We start from the raw sequence: 24,568 nt of genomic DNA on the forward strand, positions 1-24,568 counted from the left end.
TATCCAAATTCTCCACAATATAGAATTATTTTAACCTCTTCATTAAAGCGTCTTTAGCTTGTTCACGATCGTCAAAATGAATTTTTTCTGTTCCTAAAATTTGATAATCTTCGTGTCCTTTTCCTGCAATAATCACACCATCACCTGATGAGGCTTGTAAAATTGCTGTATGAATAGCCGTAGATCGATCTTTTTCTACCAGTAGCTTAACAGATGCAGGAATACCATCTAAAATATCACGTAGGATCTGATCTGGATTTTCGGTTCGAGGATTATCTGAGGTAACGACGGCTACATCGGCTAATTCTGCGGCAATTTTTCCCATTTTTGGGCGTTTTGTTCGATCTCGATCCCCTCCACAACCAAACACACAGATCATTTTACCTGAAATAAAAGGGCGAGATGCTTTGAGGAGATTTTCTAAACTATCGGGCGTATGTGCATAATCAACAATGACGCTAATATCTTGTTTATCACTAATTTGAACCCGTTCCATTCTTCCTGGAACGCCAGAAAAGTCGGGTAATTTTTGTAACAATGTTGGTATATCTAAACCAAAATGTGTAGTAGATGCGATCGCGGCGAGTAGGTTAGATAAGTTAAACTGTCCTACTAAGGGAGAACGAAAATTAAACGCACCAATGGGAGTATATAAAACACCACTGACACCCGTCGCACCATAGGTTAACGCATTAGTATAAAAATCTGCGTCGCTGTTACTTACACTGTAACTCCAGACTTGATCAGAAGGTAAAGAATTAATTAAACGTTGTCCATAGGGATCGTCTAAATTAATAATTGCTTTTCCTGTAAGATAATCTGGATGAAATAATTTTGCTTTTGCCTCGAAATAATCTTCCATATCTTTATGGAAATCGAGGTGATCTTGTGTTAGGTTCGTGAAAACACCCACATCAAAAGTACAAGCTTTGACTCGTCCTTGGGCTAGTGCGTGTGAACTAACTTCCATGACTGCATATTCATTTTCTGCTTTGACTGCATTAAAAAATTGTTTTTGTAAGTCTGCTGCAAAAGGAGTTGTATGCGTCGCTGTCTCTTGATATCCTTTCCAACGAGTATATAAGGTTCCAAGTAAAGCGGTAGGATGGTTGGTTTGTTCTAAAAAGTATTCAACTAAATGTGTCGTGGTGGTTTTGCCGTTGGTTCCTGTGATCCCAATCAGTTTTAAATTTTGTGTGGGATGATGATAAAAAGTGGCGGCAATATTCGCGCAAGCTGTCACCATATCAGCACATTGAATCACACAATCATTCTCTGTTGGGGGGTATTTTGTGGCTGCTTCTGGTGAAATTATAGCAGCGATCGCACCACTCGTGATCGCACTTTGCCAAAAGTCCCCCCCATCGACACGAGTACCAGGCATTCCAATAAATAAATCTCCCGCTTTGCAAGCATGGGAATTCGTACAAATTCCTTTAATTTCTGCATCTAGGGTAGAATGATCGGTTACAGGAGAGTCTATAGATAGGTTAGCTAATAATTCGCGTAGTTTCATAGGAGCAAAATCTAATTTTACTTTTTGCTTCTAGATTATCTACTTTAATTGTATGTTCCATCCAACCCGTAAAAAGAATCTCAAAAAAATAAGGTGGGAATAAACCACCTTTATGATCATCATATCAAGGCAAACACATTAAAAAATTTAACTCTTAGGAGTTGCATAAGGTTCGCTATCAAATGGCTGTACTCCTGTTTCTGGATAATGATCATCGGTGGGGCTAAAAATTCTGGCAAAGCCTTCGGTTAAATATTGAACCAAACTAAATAATTTAACGAAAGTTCTTGTTAAGCTTAGAAAAAGACTGGGCGATACGTTCATATTTCTGACCTCCATCTTCTCGCGTTATTTTTGGGTAAACTTTAACTTAGTTAGAAGGTTATGTCTTATTTATTCCTTCTATTTTTATTATCCAAAAAAAAACTAGATATCGCTCAGGGCTACATAAATATTGAAGGATCGACATAATACTTTATATGTTTTGATAAGTTTTATCCCATCAAAAAAACAAGCATTTATACTTAAGTCTGATTGCTTAAAAATATTTTCACTAATTTTGGTAAATTTTACTATAATAGAAACAACATCACCAACAACGACATTAATGACACCCAATGCTCAAACGCTGAACCCTACCCCTGATGATTACAGTCTTTTAACCGACTTGTATCAACTGACGATGATTGCTTGTTATTGTGGTGAGGGTATCGAAAATTATCCCGCTAGTTTTGAACTGTTTACCCGTCGTTTACCCCCCAATTTTGGTTATCTAATTGCGATGGGATTAGCCCAAGGGTTAGAGTATTTACAATCCTTCCACTTTACCTCGAACCATTTAGAAGCCCTAGAAAAAACAGGTATTTTTACTCATGCACCTAAAAAATTTTGGTCAACATTAGCATCGGGAAAATTTACGGGGGATGTTTATGCCGTTGCAGAAGGATCGCCAATTTTTGCCAATGAACCGATCTTACGAATTGAAGCCCCCCTCTGGCAAGCCCAATTAGTAGAAACCTATTTACTGAATACCATTAATTATCAAACCCTAATTGCGACTAAATCAGCCAGAATACGCGATGTAGCGGGAGATGATGCCATCTTATTAGAGTTTGGCACAAGACGGGCATTTAGTCCACAGGGGGCGATGTGGGCAGCACGTGCAGCTTTAGCCGCAGGTTTAGACAGTACATCGAATGTAGCAACCGCCCTAAAATTAGGGATTAAACCCAGTGGCACAATGGCACATTCATTTATTATGGCAGTTGGGGCGTTAGAAGGGGGAGAAGATGAAGCGTTTAGAATCTTTCATCGCTATTTTCCCAATGCACCTTTACTTATTGATACCTATGACACAATTGAAGCGGCAAAACGATTATCAGAACAAATTAAAGCGGGGAAAATACAGGTTTCTGGTGTCAGAATTGATTCGGGTGATTTAGTGACTTTATCACAAAAAGTGAGAGGATTTTTACCCGATAGTCTACTTTTTGCGAGTGGTGATTTAGATGAATGGGAAATTACCCGTTTAAAAGAATTAGGGGCGTGTTTTGATGGCTATGGTTTAGGAACAAAATTAGTCACAGGTACACCCGTCAATGGCGTTTATAAATTAGTGGAAATTAAAGGAATTCCCACGATGAAAAAATCAACGGATAAAATAACTTATCCTGGGCGTAAACAAATTTTCCGTAGCCAAGATGACTTACAAATTTATAGCGATCGTATAGCCTTAATAGAAGAAACACCGAATCATCAAGAAATCCCTTTATTAGAGTTAGTGATGAAACAAGGCGAAGTGATACAGCAACCCGAATCTCTAACAACAATTCAACAAAGAACTCGAATAAATGTAACAAAACTTCCCCCATCAACTCGCCAAATTAATGCACCTAATTCTCTTTCTATTTCTTTATCTACTGCTTTAAAAAACCTGATTGATCATGCTTAAAATTGCTCTTTTTGGAACCAGTGCTGATCCACCAACCGCAGGACATCAAGCAATCTTAAAATGGTTGTCCTATCATTTTGATTGGGTAGCAGTTTGGGCATCTGATAACCCATTTAAAACACATCAAACCTCTTTAGAACATCGAATGGAAATGCTGAATTTATTAATTCAAGAGATTAATAATTCAAAAAATAATATTGAATTGCGAAAAGATTTAAGTCATCGAAGAAGTTTAGTTAGTGTCGATAAAGCTCGAAAAATTTGGGGTAATGATGCTGAATATTATTTAGTCATCGGTTCTGATTTAATACAACAGATTAGACGTTGGTATCAAAGCGAAGAACTCTTACAAAAAGCTAAAATAGTTATAGTTCCTCGTCGTGGATATCCAATTTATACAGAAGATATTACCGCATTAGAAAAAATAGGAGGAAGTTGTCAAATTGCTGATCTAAATGCACCTGAAGCCTCATCTACAGCTTATCGAGAACAACACGATTATACAGTAGTTACTCAACCGATTAGAGAATATATACATAAAGAAAAATTATACGCATGAATCCAATTGAGCCTATAGAATTAGCTGATTTTAAAGTTGGTGTAGATAACGTTATTTTTTCAGTGGATACCCAACAAAATCGCCTTTTAGTATTATTAATTAAAAGATTAAATTATCCTTTTTCGAGTTATTGGAGTTTACCCGGAACTCTAGTACGTCAAGGAGAAACATTAGAAAAAGCCGCCTATAGAACATTATCAGAATTGATTCGAGTTAATAATCTTTATTTAGAACAATTATATACGTTTGGTGGTCCAAATCGAGATCCCAGAGAATTACCAGAATCTTTTGGTGTGCGCTATCTTTCTGTTAGTTATTTCGCCTTAGTTCGTTATGAAGAAGCAGAATTAATTCAAAAACAATCAAATTTTCCAAGTTGGTATATGATCGAAAAAATACCTCAATTAGCCTTCGATCACAATCAAATTTTAGACTATGGATATCAACGATTAAAAAGTAAACTTAAATATAGTCCAATTGTCTTTGATGTTTTACCAGAATTATTTACCTTAAATGATTTATATCAATTTTATACAACTATTTTGGGGGAAAACTTTTCTGATTATTCAAACTTTAGAAACAAATTATTAAAATTAGGTTTTTTGTTTGATACAGGTGTTAAAGTGACAAAAGGTGCAGGTCGTCCCGCTAGTTTATATCGCTTTGATGCGCCTTCTTTTGCTCCTTTAAAAGATCAACCATTATTATTTATTTAAGTAAAAAAATATGAAAATAGCGATCGCTCAACTTAATCCAACAATTGGTGATTTAGAAAAGAATGCCCAACAAATTTTACAAGCGGCACAAGAAGCAGAAAATCAAGGTGTGAGATTATTATTAACACCAGAATTATCATTATGTGGCTATCCTCCAAAAGATTTATTATTCAATCATAGTTTTATTCAAAAAATGAATAAAAAATTAGAAGATTTAGCCGCAAGAATCCCGAAAAATATCGCTGTTTTAGTTGGAATAGCGACAATTAATCCTTATGCTAGTTCGTCGGGCGAAAAACCATTATTTAATAGTGCCGCTTGTCTAGAAAATGGCGAAATTAAACAAATTTTCTCTAAACGTTTATTGCCAACATATGATGTTTTTGATGAAGCTCGCTATTTTGAACCAGGAGAAGAAAGCGAATTTTATAAAATTCAACTCTCTTCAGAAAAAGATGATTATTTATCAATTGGTGTTACGATTTGTGAGGATTTATGGAATGATGAACTTTTTTGGGGTAAACGACAATATCTAGTTAATCCCATGAAAGATCTTACTAATTTGGGAGTTGATTTTATTGTTAATTTATCTGCTTCACCTTATAGAGTGAGTAAACAAAAACTGAGAGAAGCGATGTTATCTCATAGTGCTAAACATTATAATATTCCGATTGTTTATGCTAATCAAATTGGGGGAAATGATGACTTAATTTTTGATGGTAATAGTGTCGCTTTTAATCGCGAAGGTACAGTAATATGTCGAGCCAAATCATTTGAAACAGATTTAGTAATTTTAGAATTTGATCCTGAAAAACAAGATTTACTTCCTACTTCTATTGTATCACTTCCAGAATTAGAAGAAGCCGAAATATGGTCAGCCTTAGTTTTAGGAGTAAAAGACTATACGAATAAATGTGGTTTTACTAAAGTAATTTTGGGATTAAGTGGGGGAATTGATTCATCTTTAGTAGCAGCTATAGCAACAGAAGCAGTAGGAAAAGAAAACGTATTAGGTGTATTAATGCCATCTCCTTTTAGTTCGGAATATTCGATTATTGATGCCGAAAAATTAGTTAATAATTTGGGTATTAAAAGTGAGCAATTACCCATTGTTGAAGTGATGGATAGTTATGAAGAATTACTAAAACCTATCTTTACTGGAACAAGTTTCGGTATTGCCGAAGAAAATCTGCAATCTCGCATTAGAGGAACACTTTTAATGGCTATTGCTAATAAATTTGGTTATTTATTACTATCAACTGGTAATAAATCTGAAATGGCGGTTGGATATTGTACATTGTATGGCGATATGAATGGAGGATTAGCCGTTATTGCCGATGTGCCTAAAACAAGAGTATATTCACTCTGTCACTGGTTAAACCGAAATCGAGAAATTATTCCCTATAATGTATTAATTAAACCGCCAAGTGCAGAATTAAAACCCGATCAATTGGATCAAGATTCTTTACCCCCTTATGAGATCCTAGATGATATTATTGAAAGATTCGTTAATGAACATCAATCCTCGACTGAAATTATACAGGCAGGACATGATCCAATAGTGGTACAACAAGTAGTTAAATTAATTACACGTGCTGAATTTAAACGCAAACAAGCCCCCCCAGGACTTAAAATAACAGATAGAGCTTTCGGCACAGGTTGGCGAATGCCGATCGCCAGTCGTTGGTTAGATCAATAGAACTAAGATGCGTCCTTACTTAATTGCATCGGTTTTAGCTGCCATAATAAAATCATTCTTGTGTAGACCATTAATTGCATGTGTCCACCAAGTTACTGTAACCTTACCCCATTGTGTCAGTAAAGCGGGGTGATGTCCTTCCTTTTCCGCTTCCTCTCCCACAGCGTTAGTAAATGCGATCGCACTTTTAAAATCAGGAAATTTATAGACCTTTTCTAAGCGTAGTTCTCCCTCATACTCGATCACATTCCAGTCTGAAAGCTGAGATTTGAGTTCTGCAATTTCATCACTTGTTGCAGCAGCAGCAGCACCATGACAGGGTATACATTTAGCTTGTGTTAGATCGCTCATCGTTTTTTAGTTGAGTAAAAATCTAATTCTATTATTTCTCTAAAATCGACCTGTGAGCAAAGATAGGGGAAAATTATGAGTTGATAAATTTTTTTGACGCTTAGATTGCTTATGCCAAAAACGAACACCGAGAGAAAATAACATAAAGATAGATTGAAAGCTTTTAATTTGCAATCCGAGAACTTGATAGTATACTCGCAGCCGTTGTGTTCCTTGCTGTCCAATTAAAATATAATCTGGCGCGGGATAGAAAATTCGATGAAGACGACTTTCTACATATATTAAGGTTTTTGTCACTCTCGTTAATACCCGATGTAATTGCATTAAACGAAAAACTAGATAGAAATTGAATAAACTCAGTAGACAGTTGCAGCAGATGACAAAGAAAAACATCACAGTACAAGAACGCTATCTTAATTTTGACATCCTTATTGCGATAAATGTTATTCTAAAAATAATGGGGAATTAGCTCAGTTGGTAGAGTGCTGCGATCGCACCGCAGAGGTCAGGGGTTCGAGTCTCCTATTCTCCATTCAGATCAATCTTTGTCTAGTAATGACTTTAGAGGATTTGGCCTCTAGTTCTATCTAAAGTTGCTTCATAAGCATCTTCTATCTGAAGGGCTAAAATACCAATCACTGATACTAAATCTTCAATTCTACATAACTATAATGTGATACCAAATCCCTATAATTTATCCAAATTTAAAATAAATTAAGATCTGCACTGTTTCTTTTGCTTTTTCTGATGATACATTTGCTCGTCAGCTTGCATCATCAAAGTATTTAAAGGCTGAGGTTTTTGCCAATTGTTATCGGCGACTTTTCCAATACTCATTAATAGTTGGTAAACGTGACAAGAAGACTGATTAAACTTTTGTAAATTATTTTGTAGTCGTTGCTCTAGGATTTCAATAGTAGAATAATCATCTACAATGGCAAGCACAGCAAATTCATCTCCTCCTAAACGAGCAATGACATCTATGACTCTGAATGTTTGTTTAAGTATATTAGCCGTTTCAATAATCATTTGATCGCCCATTTCATGACCATAGTTATCATTAACTTTTTTGAGTCCATCTAGATCAATAAAAAAGAGAACGCAATATTGTTCGTGTCGATGAGCTTTTTCTCTTTCTCTTTCTCCTAACCAAATAAAACCCCGACGGTTGTAAAGTTTTGTTAATTCATCAGTCAGAGAAAGTTGACGTACTTCTTCTTCGGCTTTTTGGCGTTGGATGATTTCAGTTTTGAGTTGTTGATTGGTAATTTATAGTTCAAGTGTACGCTCTTTAACTCGTTGTTCGAGTTCTAAGTACAATTGAACATTCTCCATAGCGATCGCAGTAGAATCCGCCAAAGCTTGCAATAGTTTAATTTCCTTTTGGGTGGGTTGGTGACGTTGCGCCCAATAAGTCCCGATCGCCCCGATGGGATCTTTTGTACGAATAGGGGCTGTGACAAGACTTTTTACAAAAGTGGGTTGATAAGCTTCATAGGGAATACGAGGATCACCCACAATATCTACAATCACTGCATTAGTACGGTTGTTCATTGTCCAACCCCCAATACAAATTTCTAAGGGAAAACGAGAACCTTTCCATAAAGGAGCGATCGCATCTTCATCAGCATAATAACAATTGTCCCCATCTCGCAAAACGAAAGTAGAACCATCAGAGTTCGTCAAGCGACGGGCTGCCTTTTTAACGATATCCATAATGGTTTGTAAATTTCGAGCCAGAGACAGTTGTTGTACAACATCGATCAGGTATTCAACTTGAGTACAATAATCAGGAATTAAGCTATCTTCAGTGAGCAATTGAGACTGAGGGTTCATGTCTATAATTTTGGACGAAACAAGGTCAAGGAATAAAATAGTCTATCTTTTAGTTTGCCCATTTTTTTAGACAATCATATCGATAAATAAGATTTTTCTGCAATTCTTAACTATTTTTCCAACTTTCTTAAACAAATCAGTAGTTTATCGACTTTTATCGGTCAACAAATCTAAATTTATAGCTTGATTTGGTCTTTCACCTAAATAAGTTAGTAACTCATTAGCAATGCGGTAGGATGCACCCAAGGGACCAAAACGACGGCTACCGTTTTCTAGACAAGCCTCAAAATAGTCTTTATTGTATAAAGTTTTACTAACAACTTGTGCTGCTTCTTTTAATATTTCTGCATCTGCGGCTTTAGTGCCAACTGTTTGTACTGAACATCCTAAAAGTCTTGTTTGTGCCTCAGCAAACGCATAAGTAAATTGTGGCCCTTCTCCGGCAATTTGTACAATAGGTTTACCGATCGCAACTGCTTGATCTACGGCTAAACCTGCCATACCAATAACCAATGTACAGTAATTTACAATATCGTTAAAGGCATCGCAATAACATAAAACTTCGGCAACAATCGAACCTTTTTCGTCAGTATAAGTTAATTTCCCGTTATCATGCTGCCATCCTAAACTAGAGGCAATTTCACCTAATTGTGACATTAAACTCGACACCAAAGCCGCCCGAAATGCTACTGGTTGTTGTCCCATGACTTTCGCTATTTCTAAAACGAGTTGTAGCTGTAAACTAAAGTTTCTTTCTGCTTCAGGAAGACGGGAACCAGGGAAAAGTGCAATCATGGGAACATCGGGCAATAACTGTAAATCTTTTCTGGTGGGAATAAGTCGATCGAGTGATGGGATACCGCCAAATTTTGCTTTCTTAAAACCCTGTTTTTGTAAATCTTCGGCTGTATAAGCATCTCTTGTAAAAATTGTCAAGCATTTAGACGATCGCAAACAATAAGATAAAACTAATTCCAACTGTAAACGACCTTCATAGAGACTCGATAAACAGGAAATAAAAGACACATAAGGACGACCAGATAAATAAGCAAAAGATTGACCAACTGTATCACCCGTTGCCATTACTAAATCACAACTTGGAGCATAACGCTGTACTGCTTGTAACTGTTTCCAAGTTAGACCAATAATTCCCGCTTGGATATCTTTAATCATCCGTAGACGGTTCATGTAAGTAAACCCACCAGAGGGTAAATTTTGCGTTGGCCCAATAATAGGAATATCCAAAGCGCGATAAGCTTTCCCTTCTCCAACAATGGGCATCGCAGCTATCTCTAAATTAGGAGATAATTCTCGCAATGTTTGAATAACATGGGAAGAGTGGTTATCTTCTCCGTGACCGTTACTGATAAATAAAATTCGTTTAGAAGAGGACATCTCTAACCTATTTTTTTAATATTTATGTACTAAAATAATGTTAAATTAAAAACACTAGCCTAATATGATACTGGATTAGTGCAATTTTTTGAGACTTTGTTGTAGTAACATTCGTTCCATGCCAAAAAACGAATAGGTCTTTAAGAGCAGAACTGAGTTATTGTAAAAGCTAGAATGTTGATATCTCTAATACAAAAACGTGGATCTAAAACAGGTACTTATTGCCCATAAAGCAAATCATTCTGAAAGTAAAGCTTGGGCCGAAAAATGCGCTCTTCAACTAGAGGCGATGAATTGTAAAGTTTTGATGGGGCCAAGTGGTTTTAAAGATAATCCCTATCCCGTTTTTTTAGCCTCTGCATCCGAAAAAATCGATTTAGCGATTGTTTTGGGGGGTGATGGTACCGTTTTGGCTGCCTCTCGCTATTTAGCAGCAGAAGGTATTCCCATATTAGCGGTGAATGTTGGGGGACATTTAGGGTTTTTGACGGAACCGTTTGAATTGTTTCAAGATAGCGAAAAAGTGTGGGAACGCATCAAATCTGACCGTTATGCAGTCCAAGAACGTATGATGTTAGAAGCGAGGATCTATGAAGGCGATCGCATCCAACCTGAAGCAGTAAGTGATTGTTTCTATGCACTAAATGAGATGTGTGTCAAGCCCGCCAGTATCGATCGAATGCCCACTTCAATTTTAGAACTCGAAGTCGATGGAGAAGTCGTCGATCAATATCAAGGAGATGGTTTACTCGTAGCGACACCAACCGGATCAACCTGTTATACTGCTTCTGCTAACGGGCCAATTGTACATCCTGGAATGAATGCGATCGTTATTACACCCATTTGTCCATTAAGTTTATCGAGTCGTCCTATTGTAATTCCGCCTGGTTCATCAGTCAATGTATGGCCGCTAGAAGATAAAGATTTGTATACGAAACTTTGGGCGGATGGTTCTTTAAGTACATCGATCTGGCCTGGACAATGGGTCGGTGTTAGAATGGCATCACGTCCAGCACGATTTATTATTTTGCGAGAAAATTATTCTTTTTATGAAACCCTGCGAGATAAATTACAATGGGCAGGAGCCAGATTTCATTACAGTAATAATCATCGGAATTCGCGCAACTAAAAATAACTGAGTAATTGTTGACGTGGGTTAAAGGTTTCCATTTCTCGAATTTTTTGGTATAATGCCTGTTCTTCATCGCTTAGTTGTTGGGGGCTAACGATTTGAAGTTCTACCAATTGATCACCGCGTTTTCCTTCAGATCCAGGATATCCTTTATTAGCAAGACGTAATCTTTGCCCTGATTTTATGCCTTTAGGGACATTCATTTTAACCAAACCATCAATAGTGGGAATTTCGATCAAACCTCCTAAAGTCGCTTCACTGGGTGTAACTGGAATTTGACAGAAAATATCTAAGTCTTGTACCTTAAAAAGGGGATGAAGTGCAACCGTAATCTTGAGATAAAGATCACCGCCATCAATGCCCTGACCTTTGAGACGAATTTTTTGACCATCGATCATACCAGATGGCATATCCACTTCTAGAGAACGTCCATCCTCTAAACGAATACGCTGTCTACCACCCTGATAGGCTCTTTCAAGTGGTAAAGTTAATCGTGCTTCCACATCTCGACGAGAAAGACGAGGGGGAGGGGGTGCAGGGGCTACTTTAGCACGTTTGGTACTGGTATTACTAAAATCTTTAAACTTCCACAGATCGAATTCTTGACGATAATCTGAAGATGTACCGTTACCGTTTGCTGTAACTTGATCTCTCGCTTTGGTGGTTTTGCGACGACTTGCACCGAGTAACGATCGATTATACTCCGATCGCTTTTGGTCATCAGAAAGAGTGTCGTAAGCTTCGTTAATATCTTTAAATTTTTCTTCGGCGGCTTTATCATCTGGATTAACATCAGGATGATATTGACGCGCTAGTTTTCGGAATGCCTTTTTGATGTCATCATTAGAAGCATTGCGAGGAACACCCAAAATTTCATAATAGTTACGAACTTGCTGCATAAAACAGTGATTAATATTGTTAATTCAGTAACGAAAAGGAAGAATAATTAACGAATCAAAACGATTGGTTCTAACTTAACATTGATTACCTCCCCTTCACTCAAACCTTTAAAAATATGACGTTTTAGAACCAGTCATCATCGCTGTCATCCCAGTTATTTTGAGGGGGAATATTGCGGGAACGGCTAGACCTTGTGTTACGGCGATCTTGATCATTATAATCATCTTGTTGACGAGAACGTCTGTTCTCTCGCCCATCTGAGTAATTATCTTGATTTGGTGAACGATAGGACTCAGAATTATTAGAATTGTTACGATAGTCATCATTACTCGAACCCCCTCTTCGGTCAGAATAACCCGAATTTGGGCGAGTCGAAGAATCATTGCGATAATTAGAACTTGCTCTCGAATCTTGATAACCGGGGTTAGGACGAGACGGATAATCATCTCGATAAGGTTCTTTTCGAGAGGGATAATCAGAATAGCCCGATCCAGGACGCGAAGGATAATCATCACGGTAATTATTGCGTGAAGAAGGATAAAGATAATCATCATCATTATCCCCAGTCAAAGTCTTACGAATTGAACTAAAGAAACCTTCGTTATCTTCTTCGTACTGTAAACGAACTTCTCGGTTAATTTCGTACAATACATCCTGTAAATCGGCTTGCGCCCGGTCTAAGCGTGTTTCGTCATTTTTGTCAAGACTTTCGTTAATTTCAGCGCACAGGGTTTCGACTTGCCGACGATAGGGGCGTGTAAATTCATTACCGAAGTCTAAAGTAACATCCTTTAAGCGGCGTTGGGCTTGGTCGGCCAAAGATTTAGCGCGGTTACGTTTTTCGACCCGTTCGCGGCGTTCTCTGTCTTGAGAGGAAAATTCCTCCGCCTCTCGAAGCATTCGGCCAATTTCAGATTCACTTAAAGTAGATGCCCCTTGAATCACAACACTTTGCTCACGTCCTGTCATTTTATCCCGTGCCGTCACTTGTAGAATACCGTTTGCATCGATATCAAAAGCGACTTGTATTTGTGGAATGCCTCGCGGGGCTGGTGGAATACCCGTTAACTTGAACCGTCCTAAAGATTTATTATCGGCTGCCATTTCTCGTTCCCCCTGCATGACGTGAATTTCAACGAGGGTTTGATTATTTTCCCCAGTCGAGAAAATATCAGAACGACGGACGGGTATCGTCGTATTTCTGGGTATTAGTTTTTTCATTACACCGCCAATAGTTTCTAAACCCAAGGAAAGAGGCGTAACATCGAGTAAAAGAATATCTTTGACTTGTCCGCCCAAAATTCCCGCTTGAATGGCTGCACCGACCGCTACAACCTCATCAGGGTTAACATTTTGATTGGGGGTTTTGTCGATAAAGCTTCTAACCAAACCTTGTACCATCGGCATTCGAGTTCCCCCGCCGACTAGCACAACTTCGTCAATTTGTACAGGGGTTAAACCAGCATCCGATAAAGCACGTTTTAGAGGACGGCGTAACCGAGTAATTAGATCACCGCAGAGGGTTTCAAATTCTGTGCGTGTGAGACGGGTTTCTATGTGTTTTGGCCCGTCATCGGTCGCAATAATGAAGGGAAGATTAATATCAGTCACACTCACGCCAGAGAGTTCAATTTTTGCTTTTTCTGCCGCTTCTGTAAGACGTTGTAGGGCTTGGCGATCTTTTCTTAAGTCTACGCCTTCAAGTTCTAAAAATTGATTAGCTAACCAGTCTACAATCCTTTTATCAAAGTCATTGCCCCCTAACTGAGTATCGCCACTGGTTGCCTTGACTTCAAAAACACCGTCACCCACTTCTAAGATAGAAACATCAAAAGTTCCGCCACCCAAGTCAAAAACGAGGATTTTGCGGCTTTCTCGTTGATCTAAACCATAAGCTAATGACGCGGCGGTGGGTTCATTAATAATACGAAGAACTTCTAACCCGGCAATACGTCCTGCATCTCTGGTCGCTTGTCGTTGGGAATCGTTAAAATAAGCGGGTACGGTAATAACTGCACCTGTCACTTCTTCCCCTAAATAACGGCTTGCTTCTTCGGCTAACCGTCGTAAAATCAAAGCGGAAACTTCTTCTGGCGAAAATTCTTTTTTAAGTTTCGGACATTTAATTTTAATATTACCTTCTTCATCGCGCCGCACGGTGTAAGGGACTTGTTTAGATTCGGGATTAAGTTCGGCGTAGCGACGACCCATAAATCTTTTGATCCCATAAAATGTATTTTGTGGATTTAATACCGCTTGTCGGCGTGCCATTTGTCCGACGACGAGTTCTCCATCCTTATTAAAACCTACCACAGAAGGAGTTGTCCGCATACCTTCTGAGTTAGCAATTACAAGAGGTTTTCCCCCGTCCATAATGGCTACTACTGAGTTTGTTGTCCCTAAATCGATGCCGACTACTCTACCCATGCTTGTTTTGTTCTCCAGCTACTCCAAATTGATCGTCGCGTTTTTAAAGTAAAAGATTTTAAAATGATCACGCCTCATTGACAATATTGTATCTAATCATTTGAGTCTTATTGCGAGAACGGTTTTTACTTATCCTCAAAGCTACAATAAAAAATAACTTAGGAATTCGTTGTATAAGTTATGTCAGCCGTCATTTTAAATCTAGATACTGTAGAACTAACTGACGAGCAATTTTATCGCCTCTGTCAAGTTAATCGTGATTGGCAACTCGAAAGAACCGCTAAAGGAGAATTAGTCGTTATGCCACCTGTTGGGGGAATTAGTGGAGAAAGAGAAGCGGATTTTATTACTGATTTAGGGTTGTGGAATCGTCAGACAAGACTCGGCAAAGTGTTTAGTTCTTCGACGATTTTTCGCTTACCCAAGGGCGGAGATCGATCGCCTGATGCTGCATGGGTTAGTCTAGAACGGTGGGAATCTCTAAACTTAGAACAACAAGAAAAATTCCCCCCGATTTGTCCTGATTTCGTCATTGAATTACGTTCTCGTACGGATGATCTGTCTCCCCTACGCGAGAAAATGCAAGAATATCTCAACAGTGGTTTACGACTAGGATGGCTGATTAACCTCACCCCGCCTGCGGCACCCCTATCCTGCAGGAGAGGGGACGGGGGAGAGGTCGAAATCTATCGCCCTAACCAATCTGTCGAGATCATTAATCTTCCTGCTACTTTAGATGGTGAAAACGTATTACCTGGATTTACCCTGTTTTTACCTTGTTTTTAACGGTTTTTACTTCTGCTCAAAGCTAAAATAAAAGACAACTTAGGAATTTGTTGAATCAGTTATGTCAGCCCCATCATCAAAATCTTACCGCATCATCTGACCCATCAAGCCGATCAAGCCCTCTATTTGGCCAAGCAAAAGGGGCGAAATCAATCAGCGATCTTCTCATATTGATATAATTATCCAGTTTTTAGCCGAACTCAAGTTAAGCGTCAACACCAATCGCAAAAATCGACAGACCCCCTATAATAAAACTTATGCAATGTAAAGAAATGTATGCCTCGCGTTTATCGTAACGAGAGATACTCATCTATAGAGGAGTAATAGCAAAACCGTGTTTGTTTTAAAAGGTTACGAATATTTATTAGGGTTTCTGCTGGCTTGTAGTCTTGTTCCAATCCTAGCACTAACCGCCTCTAAACTCTTACGTCCGAGTGGGGGTGGACCTGAACGTAAAACCACTTATGAATCAGGGATGGAACCGATCGGCGGAGCATGGATACAATTTAATATCCGTTATTATATGTTTGCCCTCGTCTTTGTTGTGTTCGACGTAGAAACGGTTTTTCTCTACCCTTGGGCAGTTGCCTTCAGTCAGTTGGGTTTACTCGCTTTCGTCGAAGCTCTCATCTTTATTGCTATTTTAGTAATTGCTCTCGTTTATGCTTGGCGTAAAGGTGCCTTGGAATGGTCTTAATGTTCTTTATTATTTCGTCCATTGATAACTAAAATTATGAGTCCCAATCCTACCAGTGAACTAGAGCGTTTGGCTCAACAACAAACCGAAAAAATCCTTAATCCGATTAGTCGATCGCAAGTTACCCAAGATCTCTCAGAAAATATTATTTTAACAACCGTCGATGACCTGCATAACTGGGCGAGATTGTCAAGTATTTGGCCGTTATTATATGGGACAGCTTGTTGTTTCATTGAATTTGCCGCTTTAATTGGTTCTCGCTTCGACTTCGACCGTTTTGGGTTAGTACCGCGCTCAAGTCCACGACAAGCGGATCTAATCATTACCGCCGGAACAATTACAATGAAAATGGCTCCAGCATTGGTTCGACTTTATGAAGAAATGCCCGAACCTAAATACGTGATAGCGATGGGCGCTTGTACCATTACTGGGGGAATGTTTAGCAGTGACTCGACAACCGCCGTTCGAGGAATCGATAAACTAATTCCCGTCGATGTATATATTCCAGGTTGTCCCCCGCGTCCTGAAGCGATTTTTGATGCCATTATTAAACTACGGAAAAAAGTATCAAATGAATCCGTTCAAGAACGCTCTAGTTTGATGCAGCAAACCCACCGCTACTATAGTACAACTCACGAAATGACCCCCGTTTCACCCATTCTTACGGGAACATATCTTCAGGCGGCAACTCGAATCGCACCACCATCTTTAGAAGCAGCATCCGAAATGCCGATCTCTTCTGCACTCAGTGAAGCACAAATTGAAAAGGAGGAAATTGCTCGTGGCTGAAGATAATGCACCAGAAGCAGTAACCGAAACCTCAAGTATAGTTCAGGCTGGGCCTACTTCTATTTGGCTCAATGATAATGGTTTTGACCATGAAGTATTAGCCCCCGATCATTTAGGGATTGAATTAATAAAAGTCGATTCAGATTTTTTAATTCCGATTGCCACTGCTTTGTATGCGAATGGATTTAATTATCTTCAATGTCAGGGTGCTTATGATTTAGGTCCTGGTAAAGAGTTAGTCAGTTTTTACCATTTGCTGAAAGTCGGTGATGATGTTGTACAACCTACTGAAGTTAGACTAAAAGTTTTTTTACCAAGAGATAATCCTAGAGTACCTTCGGTTTATTGGATCTGGAAAGCAGCCGACTGGCAAGAACGAGAAAGTTACGATATGTTCGGTATTATTTACGAAGGACATCCTAACCTAAAACGGATTTTAATGCCAGAAGATTGGGTCGGTTGGCCGCTTCGTAAAGATTATATTTCACCAGACTTTTATGAGTTACAAGATGCTTATTAAAAGTCATCAGTAAATAGTAAACAGTTAACAGTTAATCTGGCTGTTGATTGTTTACTCGCTTAATCAAACGTAAACGAGAATGAGCGATAAGGAAGAGATGCGCTTTCGCAGTGCGCTTTTTTGATTTGCTTCACCAGCAGTGTCTAAACACAAAAACGATTTGGCGATAGCAAATTTATATTACACTGAGTGATGATCTGTAGAATTATACAATTGAGATTAATTGGGAATGGAAATCGGACAAAAAGTTAAGGTCTATCGTCTAAGAGATCGGGTATCTACCCAAATAGCTGGCCAACTCGGTAAAGTCGGCGTGATCAAAGACTTTAAAATGACAGATGGTAGCGGTATAGGTGCTTTTGTCGAATTTAGTGACAAGACCTCTATCTGGTTCTTTGAAGACGAATTGAAACCGATAGAATAGAAAGAAGGAGAGAGGCACTAACGAGAGAGAATTTTTGACTATGACCTTGATTTTGACATTTTTGGGTAAGGGGGGCAGTGGTCGCAGTACAATGGCGATCGCAGCCGCAAAACAACTTGCTAACACAGGAGTTCGTGTACTTCTGGTCGGACAAGATCCTAGTCCAGCTTGGGGGATGCTTCTCGAAGTGCCTCCAAGTGCCTCTCCCATCGAGATTGCCCCCAATTTAGCCGTTGTTCAATTAGTGACGACAGTTTTATTAGAGCGCAACTGGGAAGAAGTTAAAGAACTAGAAAAAAAATATTTAAGATCTCCAATTCTAAAAAATGTCTATGGGCAAGAATTAGGAATATTACCAGGAATGGATAATGGTTTAGCACTGAACGCCCTCCGAGAATACGAGAAAAGCGGAAAATATGATGCGATCGTTTATGATGGAACTGGTGATCTCAATATGCTGAGAATGCTAGGGATACCAGAAGTAACAAGCTGGTATGTCCGTCGTTTTCGTAAAGTTTTTGCGGATTCAGATTTAGGTCGCGCTATTTCTCCATTTATCCAACCGTTAGCTAGTACTATTTTCAATGTTTCTTTAAACCCTGAAGATTGGGTAAAAGATCCCAATAATCCAGCTAATAATATCCTTGAAGAAGGAAAAGCCGTGATGGCAGATCCATCGAGATTCGCCGCTTATTTAGTGACAACGGATGATCCTATTTCTGTCGCTACAGCCAAATATCTTTGGGGAAGCGCACAACAAATCGGTTTAAGCGTCAAAGGAGTTTTACTCAATCAGGGGGAACCCTCTGAAACCATTACCAATCAATTTACACCTCTATCAGTCATTGCAGTACAATCTCGCACAGGTTCCGACTGGAATTCTGTGATTGATGCCTTGCCAAACTTTAGAGAATCTATATCAATTCCTCAACCGCTAACGATCGATAGTGCAGCCCGACAAGTTAAAGTTTTTTTACCAGGATTTGACAAAAAACAAGTAAAACTGACCCAATTCGGCCCAGAAATTACCATTGAAGCAGGGGATCAACGACGCAATATTAATGTTCCCGCTCCTTTAAGTGGTCAGTCCGTAAAAGGGGCTAAATTTCAAGATGGTTATTTAATTATTTCGTTCTAAAAATATATTATGTCTAACGTGACTTCTGACCCAACACCAGAACCCCAAAGCGAACTGCAAAGCAGCACATCTAATGATCGCTCTGCCAAAACTCGACAACTTTTAGGCATGAAAGGGGCAGCACCTGGAGAAACTTCAATTTGGAAGATTCGCCTACAATTAATGAAGCCGATTACTTGGATTCCTTTAATTTGGGGGGTGGTCTGTGGTGCTGCGTCTTCGGGTGGCTATGTTTGGGGTCTAGAAGATTTCCTCAAAGCTTTAACCTGTATGCTGTTATCTGGCCCTTTGATGGCAGGTTATACCCAAACTCTAAATGATTTTTACGATCGAGAAATTGACGCAATTAATGAACCCTATCGCCCTATCCCATCGGGTGCGATTTCAGTTCCCCAAGTCATTACACAAATTATAGTCTTACTCATTGCTGGGATCGGAATTTCCTATCTGTTGGATCTTTGGGCTGACCACGCATTCCCGATTATGACCTGTTTAACCCTATTTGGGGCGTTTATTGCCTATATTTATTCGGCTCCTCCACTTAAGCTTAAACAAAATGGCTGGTTAGGGAATTATGCCCTTGGTTCGAGTTATATCGCTTTACCTTGGTGGGCGGGTCATGCGTTATTTGGTCAATTGAATACGACAATTATAGTACTGACTCTGTTTTATAGCTTGGCAGGTTTAGGTATTGCTGTTGTAAATGATTTTAAGAGTGTGGAAGGCGATCGCCAACTTGGTTTAAAATCTTTACCAGTTATGTTCGGTATTACTACTGCAGCATGGATCTGTGTGATCATGATCGATCTTTTTCAAGCGGGAATTGCCGGATATCTCATTAGTATCGATCAAAGACTCTATGCAACGATACTTTTATTGCTGATTATTCCTCAAATCACCTTTCAGGATATGTATTTTTTACGTGATCCGCTAAAAAATGATGTGAAATATCAAGCAAGCGCACAACCTTTCTTAGTTTTGGGTATGTTAGTCACAGGACTAGCTCTGGGCCATGCTGGAATTTAAGAGACAAAAACTAAATTCTAAAAAATAAGTCGTTAGACAAACATCCTAACGACTAGAGAAACTGGTTGTTAGTGAACTACCAGCTAGATTTAACAACACCAGGAAGTAAACCTTGATGCGCCCATTCTCTTAAAACGTTACGGGATAAACCAAAATCTCTGTAGTAACCTCTAGGTCTTCCAGTTGCCCAACAACGGTTACGATGGCGACTCGGTGCGCTATTACGGGGAAGTTGTTGAATCTGAGAGTGAATTTCTAGTTTTTCGTCTAGAGTTTCTGCCAGACGGAATTGTTCTTTTAGATCTTCCCGTTTTGCAGCGTATTTAGCAATTAGGCGATCGCGCTTCTTCTCGCGCTCAATCATGGACTTTTTAGCCATATCTGAATTCTTTTAAAGTTTCTTGATTTAGACACTATTTCTTATAATAGCATATTGTAGAGCAATTTATCATAAATTCTGGTTTGGAAGTTTATAATAATGATTTTGCACCATTTTATAAATTAACTGTTATCTTTAGACAAAGGTATACACATACTCACTTTTTGAATTTTTTTTTTGCTATTGTCTGGTTACTTAGGAGATAAATTTTATGACGAAAGAAGCTAATTCTACAATGACTCGAATGATCTCTGTTGTTGAACCGACTGGAGCTACAGAAATGCGTCCCTGGGGTTCTTTTACGACCCTAGAAGAAGGCCCAGGCTATAAAATTAAACGAATTGAAGTTAACCCTGGTCACCGTCTCAGTTTACAGATGCACCATCATCGGAGTGAACATTGGATCGTCGTTTCGGGTACAGCTAAAGTTACTTGTGGAGAAAGCGAGAAAATCTTAGCAGCGAATCAATCGACCTATGTACCCCAATGTACCGCCCATCGCCTAGAAAATCCAGGTGTGATCAGATTAGTGTTAATTGAAGTGCAAAATGGGGAATATTTAGGAGAGGATGACATCATCCGCTTCCAAGATGACTACTCCCGTCACAAGGTGTAATCATCATTAGTATCAAATGCTTATTTTAAATTCTTGATGAATATTCACCCTCTCACACATTTAGATAATAAGGAGAGTTTCGGCTCTCCTGTTCCCCAACTACTTGTAAGTAGTTTTTCATGGTTAACGTACTCAATCCAAGACAATTCTTAGTTCAATTACTCAATCAGGGTTTTTCTATTTACTTCAGAGTACGATCATGCCTACTTATAAATGTCGAAAATGTGGGAATGAAATCATTTTATCGATAAAACCTGGACAATGCCAAATTTGCGGGGCCAGTCAATTTATCATCAGTAGTCCAAAAAACTCTAAACCTTTAAGTGGTAATTTGAGTCAAGGTTTTTCTAATTTATCGTCTGGTAGTACATCTAAACTAAATTCATCTTCGCTCAAATCAACTTCTAAACAAATTTCTAAAACGAATTTTTCAACAGGAAAAAAGTCAAATCAAAAAATAGATAATAGTTCTTTGATTGTTCCTCCTGCCATCAAACATCAAAAAACTTATGTTGAACCGACTTTACCCCTTTATTCAAGTTCTTCTAATTTAGCCTCATCTTATAAAAAATTATCGCCAAAACCAAGTTATTCTCAAAAACCAAATTTAAACCAATTCTTTTATAAAATCATTTTGATTGCTTTAGGTGTTATTGGAGTTTTGGGATATTGGTTATGGCAACAACAATTTAATACAAATGATTTCAAAAAAATTGTTATAAAAGAAAGCTTTAAATCTTCTAAAAATTGGTCTTTAACCGATGGCTCAATGGTTAAAAAAGGAAGTTTATTTCAACAACAACCTATTCCTTATCATTACGGAGCCTCAATCTGGAAAGGAAAAAACTTTACAAATGTAGATTTTGCAACGGATGTGACTAAAGTAAAAGGTGCTGAAGATAGTCCTTATGGGATAACGGCTAGAATTAATGGTAAATCATCGGAAAATTTTTATTATTTATTAATTGATAGTAAAGGAAGTTTTGTATTAGGAAAACATACTAAAGATGGTTGGTTTCCTAAAGTTGGCTGGAAAAAAGATAGCGTTATCAAGTCAGGAAATACGAAAAATAATTTAAGAATTGTTTGTAAAGATGATCTTATTTTTGGTGTAATTAATGGAAAAAGAGTCGCTAGTTTTCGTGATGAATCTTTTAAATCAGGTAAAGTCGCGGTGTTTTCGATGCGAGGTAAAGGAGAAGCAGTAACCGTTTATTTTGATAATGCTTTAGCTAAAGAAAAATAAGCTTTTATAAACAGTTATAGCTTACCAAAACGACGCTCGCGCCCTTGATAATCTTCAATAGCTTTGCGAAACTCCTCGCAGTTAAAATCCCCCCAAAGAGTATTAGTAAAATAGATTTCAGTATAGGCGAGTTGCCACAACAGAAAATTACTTAAACGCATCTCACCGCTAGTCCGAATCAGAAGATCAGGAGAGGGAAGATCGAGTGTATAGAGAGATTGTTGTATGATTGTTTCATCGATCGCATCTGGCAAAAGTTCCCCTTGTTGTACAAGTTTCGCTAAATGACGACAAGCGCGTACTATTTCTTGACGACCACTATAGTTAATCGCTACGTTAAAATAAACCTCTTGATTTTGGGAAGTAATATCAATTGTGCGTTGCATTTCCCGTTGTAAAGATAGAGGTAAAACATCTAACTCACCCAGAAAGCGTAAACAAATTCCTTCTTGCTGCATTTCCTTCAATTGAACACGCAACAAACGTTCAAATAAACCCATTAAAAAATCTACTTCGGCTGTGGGACGACCCCAGTTTTCCGTCGAGAACGCATACACTGTGAGTATTTTGATTCCCCATTCCTTACAACAGCGTAGAATATCTTTAACGACTTCTGCCCCTTGGTAATGTCCAGCAATGCGCGGTAGTCCTCGTTGAGTTGCCCATCGTCCGTTCCCATCCATAATAATAGCGACGTGACGGGGTAGAGAATTAGGAATGTTTAAAGGAAGATTTTGGATTAATGTAGATGTAGATGTCGATCGTTTCATGGGTCACTTGTTAATATTCAGTTACAAAAAGTTGTTTTAAATATTCTGGTGTTAGATTTTTACTCCAACGCCACAGGAGATGTAAAACCTTAATAAAGGTGTAAACTAACTCTAGTCTGTGATACCACGACCAACCATTCCAATTTAGTACACCCATCATGCGGCGAAAGGTGCGAAATAAGTGGGTTGTAGATTGAATATGACTCGCTTTAGTAGCGTTTTGTCGGATAATTATTCCATGCAGACTATGTTTGATCCGACTTAGATAAGATTCTGGAAATAACCATAAACCGAATCCCCAAAACTTAGTCATGTGATTAATTTCATCCTGTAGCAGTTCGGCGAAAACTTGCTGCAATGTGGATGTTGTATGTGCCATCAACCACAGATAAAGACAAACTGCACTATACTCAGTGATGACACGATGGAGTCCGTGACGATATAAATCATCATAGGGATGATCTAAAGGTTGATAAGTTTTGGGAGTATGAAGAGAAAAAGTTGGTTGTTTGCCTGTAAGCTGTTTATAGATTTTGATTAATGCGGGTGCGTGTTGTCGTTCTTCTTTTTCCCACAATCCTAACTCTAACATTGTGCCATCAGGGGCGGCGATCCCACCGACAAAACGGGCAAGTTGCGGATGAATGGGTTCTAGATACTGACGACTGGTTTGGGTGTAACCGCGAATGGGTTCCTCTGTTTCTATTGCACCAATTAGAATAGAAAGAAAGACCTCTAATTCAATGCCGATAACTTGTTCTGGATTAATATTCTGCCAATGAATCGGTTGCCAGGGACGCGGTTGAGGGTTTTTGAATTGGATAGGAAGATCTTCAAGACGTGTGCAGAGTATTTGTGGGGTAAGATATTGGTCAATGAGCGTATCGAGTCGCTTTAAGATGTTTAGATGGGGATCAATTTCACTTTTCTTATCGATATTGAGTTTGTAAGAAAGCATTTGTTTACGAAGTCTTATTTCTGTTCTTGTTCCAATTTAGATAGACTCCTAAACTTTGTCAGTCGAATAAAGTCGGGAATTTCGATAACCTACCGAGTCGGAAAAAGTCGGATTAGATAGTATTGATTCGAGTAAATTTTGTTGTGTCGCTTTCTAGTAAACTTAACTATGTCTTATGTGCCTCTGCATAAATCCGTAATGCAGCAGCCATCTTCTTTTCATAGTCTTCCCCCTGCGCTTGAAACCAAGCTAATGTTTCAGGATCTACTTGAACAAGAACGCTCAATGACGTTACAGGTTTCCACCATCGTGATTTGCTAAAAAACTCTTCAGTTAATGGGGGGATATCAGATGTATCAATATCTTCTTCTGTAAGTGCGTCAACTTTCTCCCAGTTCGTCTTTGAGGTATTGTTCATAGCGTTTTCGTTCATAAGGTAAAGCTTTGCGAAGTGAAATAATTCTAATTGTTTCCTCGTCTGGTTCCGTAAAAACTACAACCACCACCCGTCCATCAAGCATACCTAGACCAATCCAGCGATCTTCTCCATAATTTTTTCGCTCATCTAAAGCAATACGAAGCGGTAGAGTGAAAATTCGAGGAACATCGGCAAAATCAAGCCCATGCTTTGCAATGTTAGCTTCATTTTTTTGCTCGTCCCATTTAAACTTCATATTTTGATTTTACCGCAAACCAAAGCGGTAGAGTGCGCGATGTCCAATCCGAATTACCCAAGG

General features: G+C 38.6%; 28 protein-coding genes and 1 tRNA gene. 15 read left to right on the forward strand and 14 right to left on the reverse strand.

Annotated elements, in window-relative coordinates:
• Window positions 1-25 precede the first annotated feature (25 nt).
• Window positions 26-1,516 carry a UDP-N-acetylmuramoyl-L-alanyl-D-glutamate--2,6-diaminopimelate ligase gene (locus C7H19_RS00375; RefSeq protein WP_106454902.1) on the reverse strand — a complete coding sequence of 497 codons (1,491 nt, stop codon included), beginning with the start codon at window positions 1,514-1,516 and terminating at the stop codon, window positions 26-28.
• Window positions 1,517-1,663: 147 nt separating this feature from the next.
• Entirely contained in the window at window positions 1,664-1,840 is a 177-nt protein-coding gene (locus C7H19_RS00380; RefSeq protein ID WP_245927189.1) for a hypothetical protein, read from the reverse strand.
• A 283-nt stretch (window positions 1,841-2,123) separates the two neighbouring features.
• Between C7H19_RS00380 and C7H19_RS00385 the strand changes: the two genes are divergently transcribed.
• Genes C7H19_RS00385 through C7H19_RS00400 form a run of 4 tightly spaced genes read left to right on the forward strand, consistent with a single transcriptional unit; the run spans window position 2,124 to window position 6,441 of the window.
• Window positions 2,124-3,467, forward strand: a complete 1,344-nt coding sequence (locus C7H19_RS00385; protein ID WP_106454903.1) for a nicotinate phosphoribosyltransferase — start codon at window positions 2,124-2,126, stop codon at window positions 3,465-3,467.
• Window positions 3,460-4,026, forward strand: coding sequence for a nicotinate-nucleotide adenylyltransferase (locus tag C7H19_RS00390; protein WP_106454904.1), 567 nt, complete (start codon window positions 3,460-3,462; stop codon window positions 4,024-4,026). The genes C7H19_RS00385 and C7H19_RS00390 overlap by 8 nt, the downstream gene beginning before the upstream one ends.
• Window positions 4,023-4,742: an NUDIX hydrolase gene (locus C7H19_RS00395; RefSeq protein WP_106454905.1), complete on the forward strand. Its 720-nt coding sequence runs from the start codon at window positions 4,023-4,025 to the stop codon at window positions 4,740-4,742. The genes C7H19_RS00390 and C7H19_RS00395 overlap by 4 nt, the downstream gene beginning before the upstream one ends.
• A 10-nt stretch (window positions 4,743-4,752) precedes the next feature.
• A complete protein-coding gene (locus C7H19_RS00400) occupies window positions 4,753-6,441 on the forward strand; it encodes an NAD+ synthase (protein ID WP_106454906.1) in 1,689 nt (562 codons plus the stop codon).
• A gap of 15 nt (window positions 6,442-6,456) precedes the next feature.
• Here the strand turns inward: C7H19_RS00400 and C7H19_RS00405 are convergent, their stop codons facing one another.
• A complete protein-coding gene (locus C7H19_RS00405; protein WP_106454907.1) occupies window positions 6,457-6,792 on the reverse strand; it encodes a 4a-hydroxytetrahydrobiopterin dehydratase in 336 nt (111 codons plus the stop codon).
• A 39-nt stretch (window positions 6,793-6,831) separates the two neighbouring features.
• Window positions 6,832-7,089 carry a hypothetical protein gene (locus C7H19_RS00410; protein ID WP_245927192.1) on the reverse strand — a complete coding sequence of 86 codons (258 nt, stop codon included), beginning with the start codon at window positions 7,087-7,089 and terminating at the stop codon, window positions 6,832-6,834.
• Window positions 7,090-7,251: 162 nt separating this feature from the next.
• Here C7H19_RS00410 and C7H19_RS00415 point away from each other — a divergent pair.
• Window positions 7,252-7,324, forward strand: a tRNA-Ala gene (locus C7H19_RS00415).
• A gap of 182 nt (window positions 7,325-7,506) precedes the next feature.
• Here the strand turns inward: C7H19_RS00415 and C7H19_RS26625 are convergent.
• From C7H19_RS26625 to C7H19_RS00425, 3 genes are all read right to left on the reverse strand, one after another.
• Window positions 7,507-8,061 carry a GGDEF domain-containing protein gene (locus C7H19_RS26625; RefSeq protein ID WP_342752254.1) on the reverse strand — a complete coding sequence of 185 codons (555 nt, stop codon included), beginning with the start codon at window positions 8,059-8,061 and terminating at the stop codon, window positions 7,507-7,509.
• Window positions 8,062-8,628, reverse strand: coding sequence for a GAF domain-containing protein (locus C7H19_RS26630; protein WP_245927194.1), 567 nt, complete (start codon window positions 8,626-8,628; stop codon window positions 8,062-8,064).
• 144 nt (window positions 8,629-8,772) lie between these two features.
• A complete protein-coding gene (locus C7H19_RS00425) occupies window positions 8,773-10,023 on the reverse strand; it encodes a lipid-A-disaccharide synthase-related protein (protein ID WP_106454909.1) in 1,251 nt (416 codons plus the stop codon).
• 199 nt (window positions 10,024-10,222) lie between these two features.
• Between C7H19_RS00425 and C7H19_RS00430 the strand changes: the two genes are divergently transcribed.
• Complete coding sequence (locus tag C7H19_RS00430; RefSeq protein WP_106454910.1) at window positions 10,223-11,152, forward strand: NAD(+) kinase; 930 nt, start codon at window positions 10,223-10,225, stop codon at window positions 11,150-11,152.
• Here the strand turns inward: C7H19_RS00430 and C7H19_RS00435 are convergent.
• Window positions 11,149-12,054, reverse strand: coding sequence for a DnaJ C-terminal domain-containing protein (locus tag C7H19_RS00435; RefSeq protein ID WP_106454911.1), 906 nt, complete (start codon window positions 12,052-12,054; stop codon window positions 11,149-11,151). The two genes, C7H19_RS00430 and C7H19_RS00435, sit on opposite strands and share 4 nt — an antisense overlap.
• A 124-nt stretch (window positions 12,055-12,178) precedes the next feature.
• Window positions 12,179-14,482 (reverse strand): molecular chaperone DnaK, encoded by a 2,304-nt coding sequence (dnaK, locus tag C7H19_RS00440; RefSeq protein WP_106454912.1) that lies wholly within the window; start codon window positions 14,480-14,482, stop codon window positions 12,179-12,181.
• A 180-nt stretch (window positions 14,483-14,662) separates the two neighbouring features.
• On the opposite strand from dnaK, the gene C7H19_RS00445 reads away from it, so the two are divergent.
• The 7 genes from C7H19_RS00445 (at window position 14,663) to chlG (ending at window position 19,862) form a co-directional block, all read left to right on the forward strand.
• On the forward strand, window positions 14,663-15,268 hold the full coding sequence (locus C7H19_RS00445) for a Uma2 family endonuclease (protein WP_106454913.1): 606 nt from the start codon (window positions 14,663-14,665) through the stop codon (window positions 15,266-15,268).
• A 334-nt stretch (window positions 15,269-15,602) separates the two neighbouring features.
• Complete coding sequence (gene ndhC, locus C7H19_RS00450; protein ID WP_106454914.1) at window positions 15,603-15,965, forward strand: photosynthetic/respiratory NAD(P)H-quinone oxidoreductase subunit C; 363 nt, start codon at window positions 15,603-15,605, stop codon at window positions 15,963-15,965.
• A gap of 36 nt (window positions 15,966-16,001) precedes the next feature.
• Window positions 16,002-16,754: a photosynthetic/respiratory NAD(P)H-quinone oxidoreductase subunit K gene (gene ndhK, locus C7H19_RS00455; protein WP_106454915.1), complete on the forward strand. Its 753-nt coding sequence runs from the start codon at window positions 16,002-16,004 to the stop codon at window positions 16,752-16,754.
• Window positions 16,747-17,274 (forward strand): NAD(P)H-quinone oxidoreductase subunit J, encoded by a 528-nt coding sequence (locus tag C7H19_RS00460; protein ID WP_106454916.1) that lies wholly within the window; start codon window positions 16,747-16,749, stop codon window positions 17,272-17,274. The genes ndhK and C7H19_RS00460 overlap by 8 nt, the downstream gene beginning before the upstream one ends.
• 229 nt (window positions 17,275-17,503) lie before the next feature.
• Complete coding sequence (petP, locus tag C7H19_RS00465) at window positions 17,504-17,698, forward strand: cytochrome b6f subunit PetP (protein ID WP_106454917.1); 195 nt, start codon at window positions 17,504-17,506, stop codon at window positions 17,696-17,698.
• 40 nt (window positions 17,699-17,738) lie between these two features.
• Window positions 17,739-18,836 carry a Get3/ArsA fold putative tail anchor-mediating ATPase NosAFP gene (locus C7H19_RS00470; RefSeq protein ID WP_106454918.1) on the forward strand — a complete coding sequence of 366 codons (1,098 nt, stop codon included), beginning with the start codon at window positions 17,739-17,741 and terminating at the stop codon, window positions 18,834-18,836.
• 9 nt (window positions 18,837-18,845) lie between these two features.
• A complete protein-coding gene (gene chlG / locus C7H19_RS00475; protein ID WP_106454919.1) occupies window positions 18,846-19,862 on the forward strand; it encodes a chlorophyll synthase ChlG in 1,017 nt (338 codons plus the stop codon).
• A gap of 76 nt (window positions 19,863-19,938) precedes the next feature.
• Here the strand turns inward: chlG and rpsN are convergent, their stop codons facing one another.
• Entirely contained in the window at window positions 19,939-20,241 is a 303-nt protein-coding gene (gene rpsN, locus C7H19_RS00480) for a 30S ribosomal protein S14 (RefSeq protein WP_106454920.1), read from the reverse strand.
• A gap of 235 nt (window positions 20,242-20,476) precedes the next feature.
• On the opposite strand from rpsN, the gene C7H19_RS00485 reads away from it, so the two are divergent.
• Together C7H19_RS00485 and C7H19_RS00490 are read left to right on the forward strand one after the other, a co-directional pair.
• Window positions 20,477-20,857: a phosphomannose isomerase type II C-terminal cupin domain gene (locus tag C7H19_RS00485; RefSeq protein ID WP_245927223.1), complete on the forward strand. Its 381-nt coding sequence runs from the start codon at window positions 20,477-20,479 to the stop codon at window positions 20,855-20,857.
• 199 nt (window positions 20,858-21,056) lie between these two features.
• Window positions 21,057-22,103 carry a hypothetical protein gene (locus C7H19_RS00490; protein ID WP_106454922.1) on the forward strand — a complete coding sequence of 349 codons (1,047 nt, stop codon included), beginning with the start codon at window positions 21,057-21,059 and terminating at the stop codon, window positions 22,101-22,103.
• 14 nt (window positions 22,104-22,117) lie between these two features.
• Here the strand turns inward: C7H19_RS00490 and C7H19_RS00495 are convergent, their stop codons facing one another.
• From C7H19_RS00495 to C7H19_RS00510, 4 genes are all read right to left on the reverse strand, one after another.
• On the reverse strand, window positions 22,118-22,873 hold the full coding sequence (locus tag C7H19_RS00495; RefSeq protein ID WP_106454923.1) for an undecaprenyl pyrophosphate synthase: 756 nt from the start codon (window positions 22,871-22,873) through the stop codon (window positions 22,118-22,120).
• A gap of 10 nt (window positions 22,874-22,883) precedes the next feature.
• Window positions 22,884-23,831, reverse strand: a complete 948-nt coding sequence (locus C7H19_RS00500) for a ferritin-like domain-containing protein (protein ID WP_106454924.1) — start codon at window positions 23,829-23,831, stop codon at window positions 22,884-22,886.
• Between the two features lie 166 nt (window positions 23,832-23,997).
• Window positions 23,998-24,264: a BrnA antitoxin family protein gene (locus C7H19_RS00505; protein ID WP_106454925.1), complete on the reverse strand. Its 267-nt coding sequence runs from the start codon at window positions 24,262-24,264 to the stop codon at window positions 23,998-24,000.
• On the reverse strand, window positions 24,212-24,505 hold the full coding sequence (locus C7H19_RS00510) for a BrnT family toxin (protein WP_106454926.1): 294 nt from the start codon (window positions 24,503-24,505) through the stop codon (window positions 24,212-24,214). Before C7H19_RS00510 ends, C7H19_RS00505 begins: the two co-directional genes overlap by 53 nt.
• Between the last annotated feature and the right edge of the window lie 63 nt (window positions 24,506-24,568).

The sequence above is a fragment of the Aphanothece hegewaldii CCALA 016 genome (assembly GCF_003007785.1).
Taxonomy (GTDB): Bacteria; Cyanobacteriota; Cyanobacteriia; order Cyanobacteriales; family Microcystaceae; genus Chroococcus; species Chroococcus hegewaldii.

What these genes read in the sequence shown, in the direction of transcription:
- C7H19_RS00470 (WP_106454918.1), top strand. Translation starts at nt 17,739, where the DNA reads ATGACCTTGATTTTGACATTTTTGGGTAAGGGGGGCAGTGGTCGCAGT.
- C7H19_RS00390 (WP_106454904.1), top strand. Translation starts at nt 3,460, where the DNA reads ATGCTTAAAATTGCTCTTTTTGGAACCAGTGCTGATCCACCAACCGCA.
- dnaK (WP_106454912.1), bottom strand. Translation starts at nt 14,482, where the DNA reads ATGGGTAGAGTAGTCGGCATCGATTTAGGGACAACAAACTCAGTAGTA.
- C7H19_RS00505 (WP_106454925.1), bottom strand. Translation starts at nt 24,264, where the DNA reads ATGAACGAAAACGCTATGAACAATACCTCAAAGACGAACTGGGAGAAA.
- C7H19_RS00435 (WP_106454911.1), bottom strand. Translation starts at nt 12,054, where the DNA reads ATGCAGCAAGTTCGTAACTATTATGAAATTTTGGGTGTTCCTCGCAAT.
- C7H19_RS00405 (WP_106454907.1), bottom strand. Translation starts at nt 6,792, where the DNA reads ATGAGCGATCTAACACAAGCTAAATGTATACCCTGTCATGGTGCTGCT.
- C7H19_RS00380 (WP_245927189.1), bottom strand. Translation starts at nt 1,840, where the DNA reads ATGAACGTATCGCCCAGTCTTTTTCTAAGCTTAACAAGAACTTTCGTT.
- C7H19_RS00490 (WP_106454922.1), top strand. Translation starts at nt 21,057, where the DNA reads ATGCCTACTTATAAATGTCGAAAATGTGGGAATGAAATCATTTTATCG.
- C7H19_RS00485 (WP_245927223.1), top strand. Translation starts at nt 20,477, where the DNA reads ATGACTCGAATGATCTCTGTTGTTGAACCGACTGGAGCTACAGAAATG.
- C7H19_RS00400 (WP_106454906.1), top strand. Translation starts at nt 4,753, where the DNA reads ATGAAAATAGCGATCGCTCAACTTAATCCAACAATTGGTGATTTAGAA.
- chlG (WP_106454919.1), top strand. Translation starts at nt 18,846, where the DNA reads ATGTCTAACGTGACTTCTGACCCAACACCAGAACCCCAAAGCGAACTG.
- C7H19_RS26630 (WP_245927194.1), bottom strand. Translation starts at nt 8,628, where the DNA reads ATGAACCCTCAGTCTCAATTGCTCACTGAAGATAGCTTAATTCCTGAT.
- C7H19_RS00375 (WP_106454902.1), bottom strand. Translation starts at nt 1,516, where the DNA reads ATGAAACTACGCGAATTATTAGCTAACCTATCTATAGACTCTCCTGTA.
- C7H19_RS00495 (WP_106454923.1), bottom strand. Translation starts at nt 22,873, where the DNA reads ATGAAACGATCGACATCTACATCTACATTAATCCAAAATCTTCCTTTA.
- rpsN (WP_106454920.1), bottom strand. Translation starts at nt 20,241, where the DNA reads ATGGCTAAAAAGTCCATGATTGAGCGCGAGAAGAAGCGCGATCGCCTA.
- C7H19_RS00385 (WP_106454903.1), top strand. Translation starts at nt 2,124, where the DNA reads ATGACACCCAATGCTCAAACGCTGAACCCTACCCCTGATGATTACAGT.
- C7H19_RS00500 (WP_106454924.1), bottom strand. Translation starts at nt 23,831, where the DNA reads ATGCTTTCTTACAAACTCAATATCGATAAGAAAAGTGAAATTGATCCC.
- C7H19_RS00445 (WP_106454913.1), top strand. Translation starts at nt 14,663, where the DNA reads ATGTCAGCCGTCATTTTAAATCTAGATACTGTAGAACTAACTGACGAG.
- ndhK (WP_106454915.1), top strand. Translation starts at nt 16,002, where the DNA reads ATGAGTCCCAATCCTACCAGTGAACTAGAGCGTTTGGCTCAACAACAA.
- C7H19_RS00510 (WP_106454926.1), bottom strand. Translation starts at nt 24,505, where the DNA reads ATGAAGTTTAAATGGGACGAGCAAAAAAATGAAGCTAACATTGCAAAG.
- petP (WP_106454917.1), top strand. Translation starts at nt 17,504, where the DNA reads ATGGAAATCGGACAAAAAGTTAAGGTCTATCGTCTAAGAGATCGGGTA.
- C7H19_RS00395 (WP_106454905.1), top strand. Translation starts at nt 4,023, where the DNA reads ATGAATCCAATTGAGCCTATAGAATTAGCTGATTTTAAAGTTGGTGTA.
- C7H19_RS00425 (WP_106454909.1), bottom strand. Translation starts at nt 10,023, where the DNA reads ATGTCCTCTTCTAAACGAATTTTATTTATCAGTAACGGTCACGGAGAA.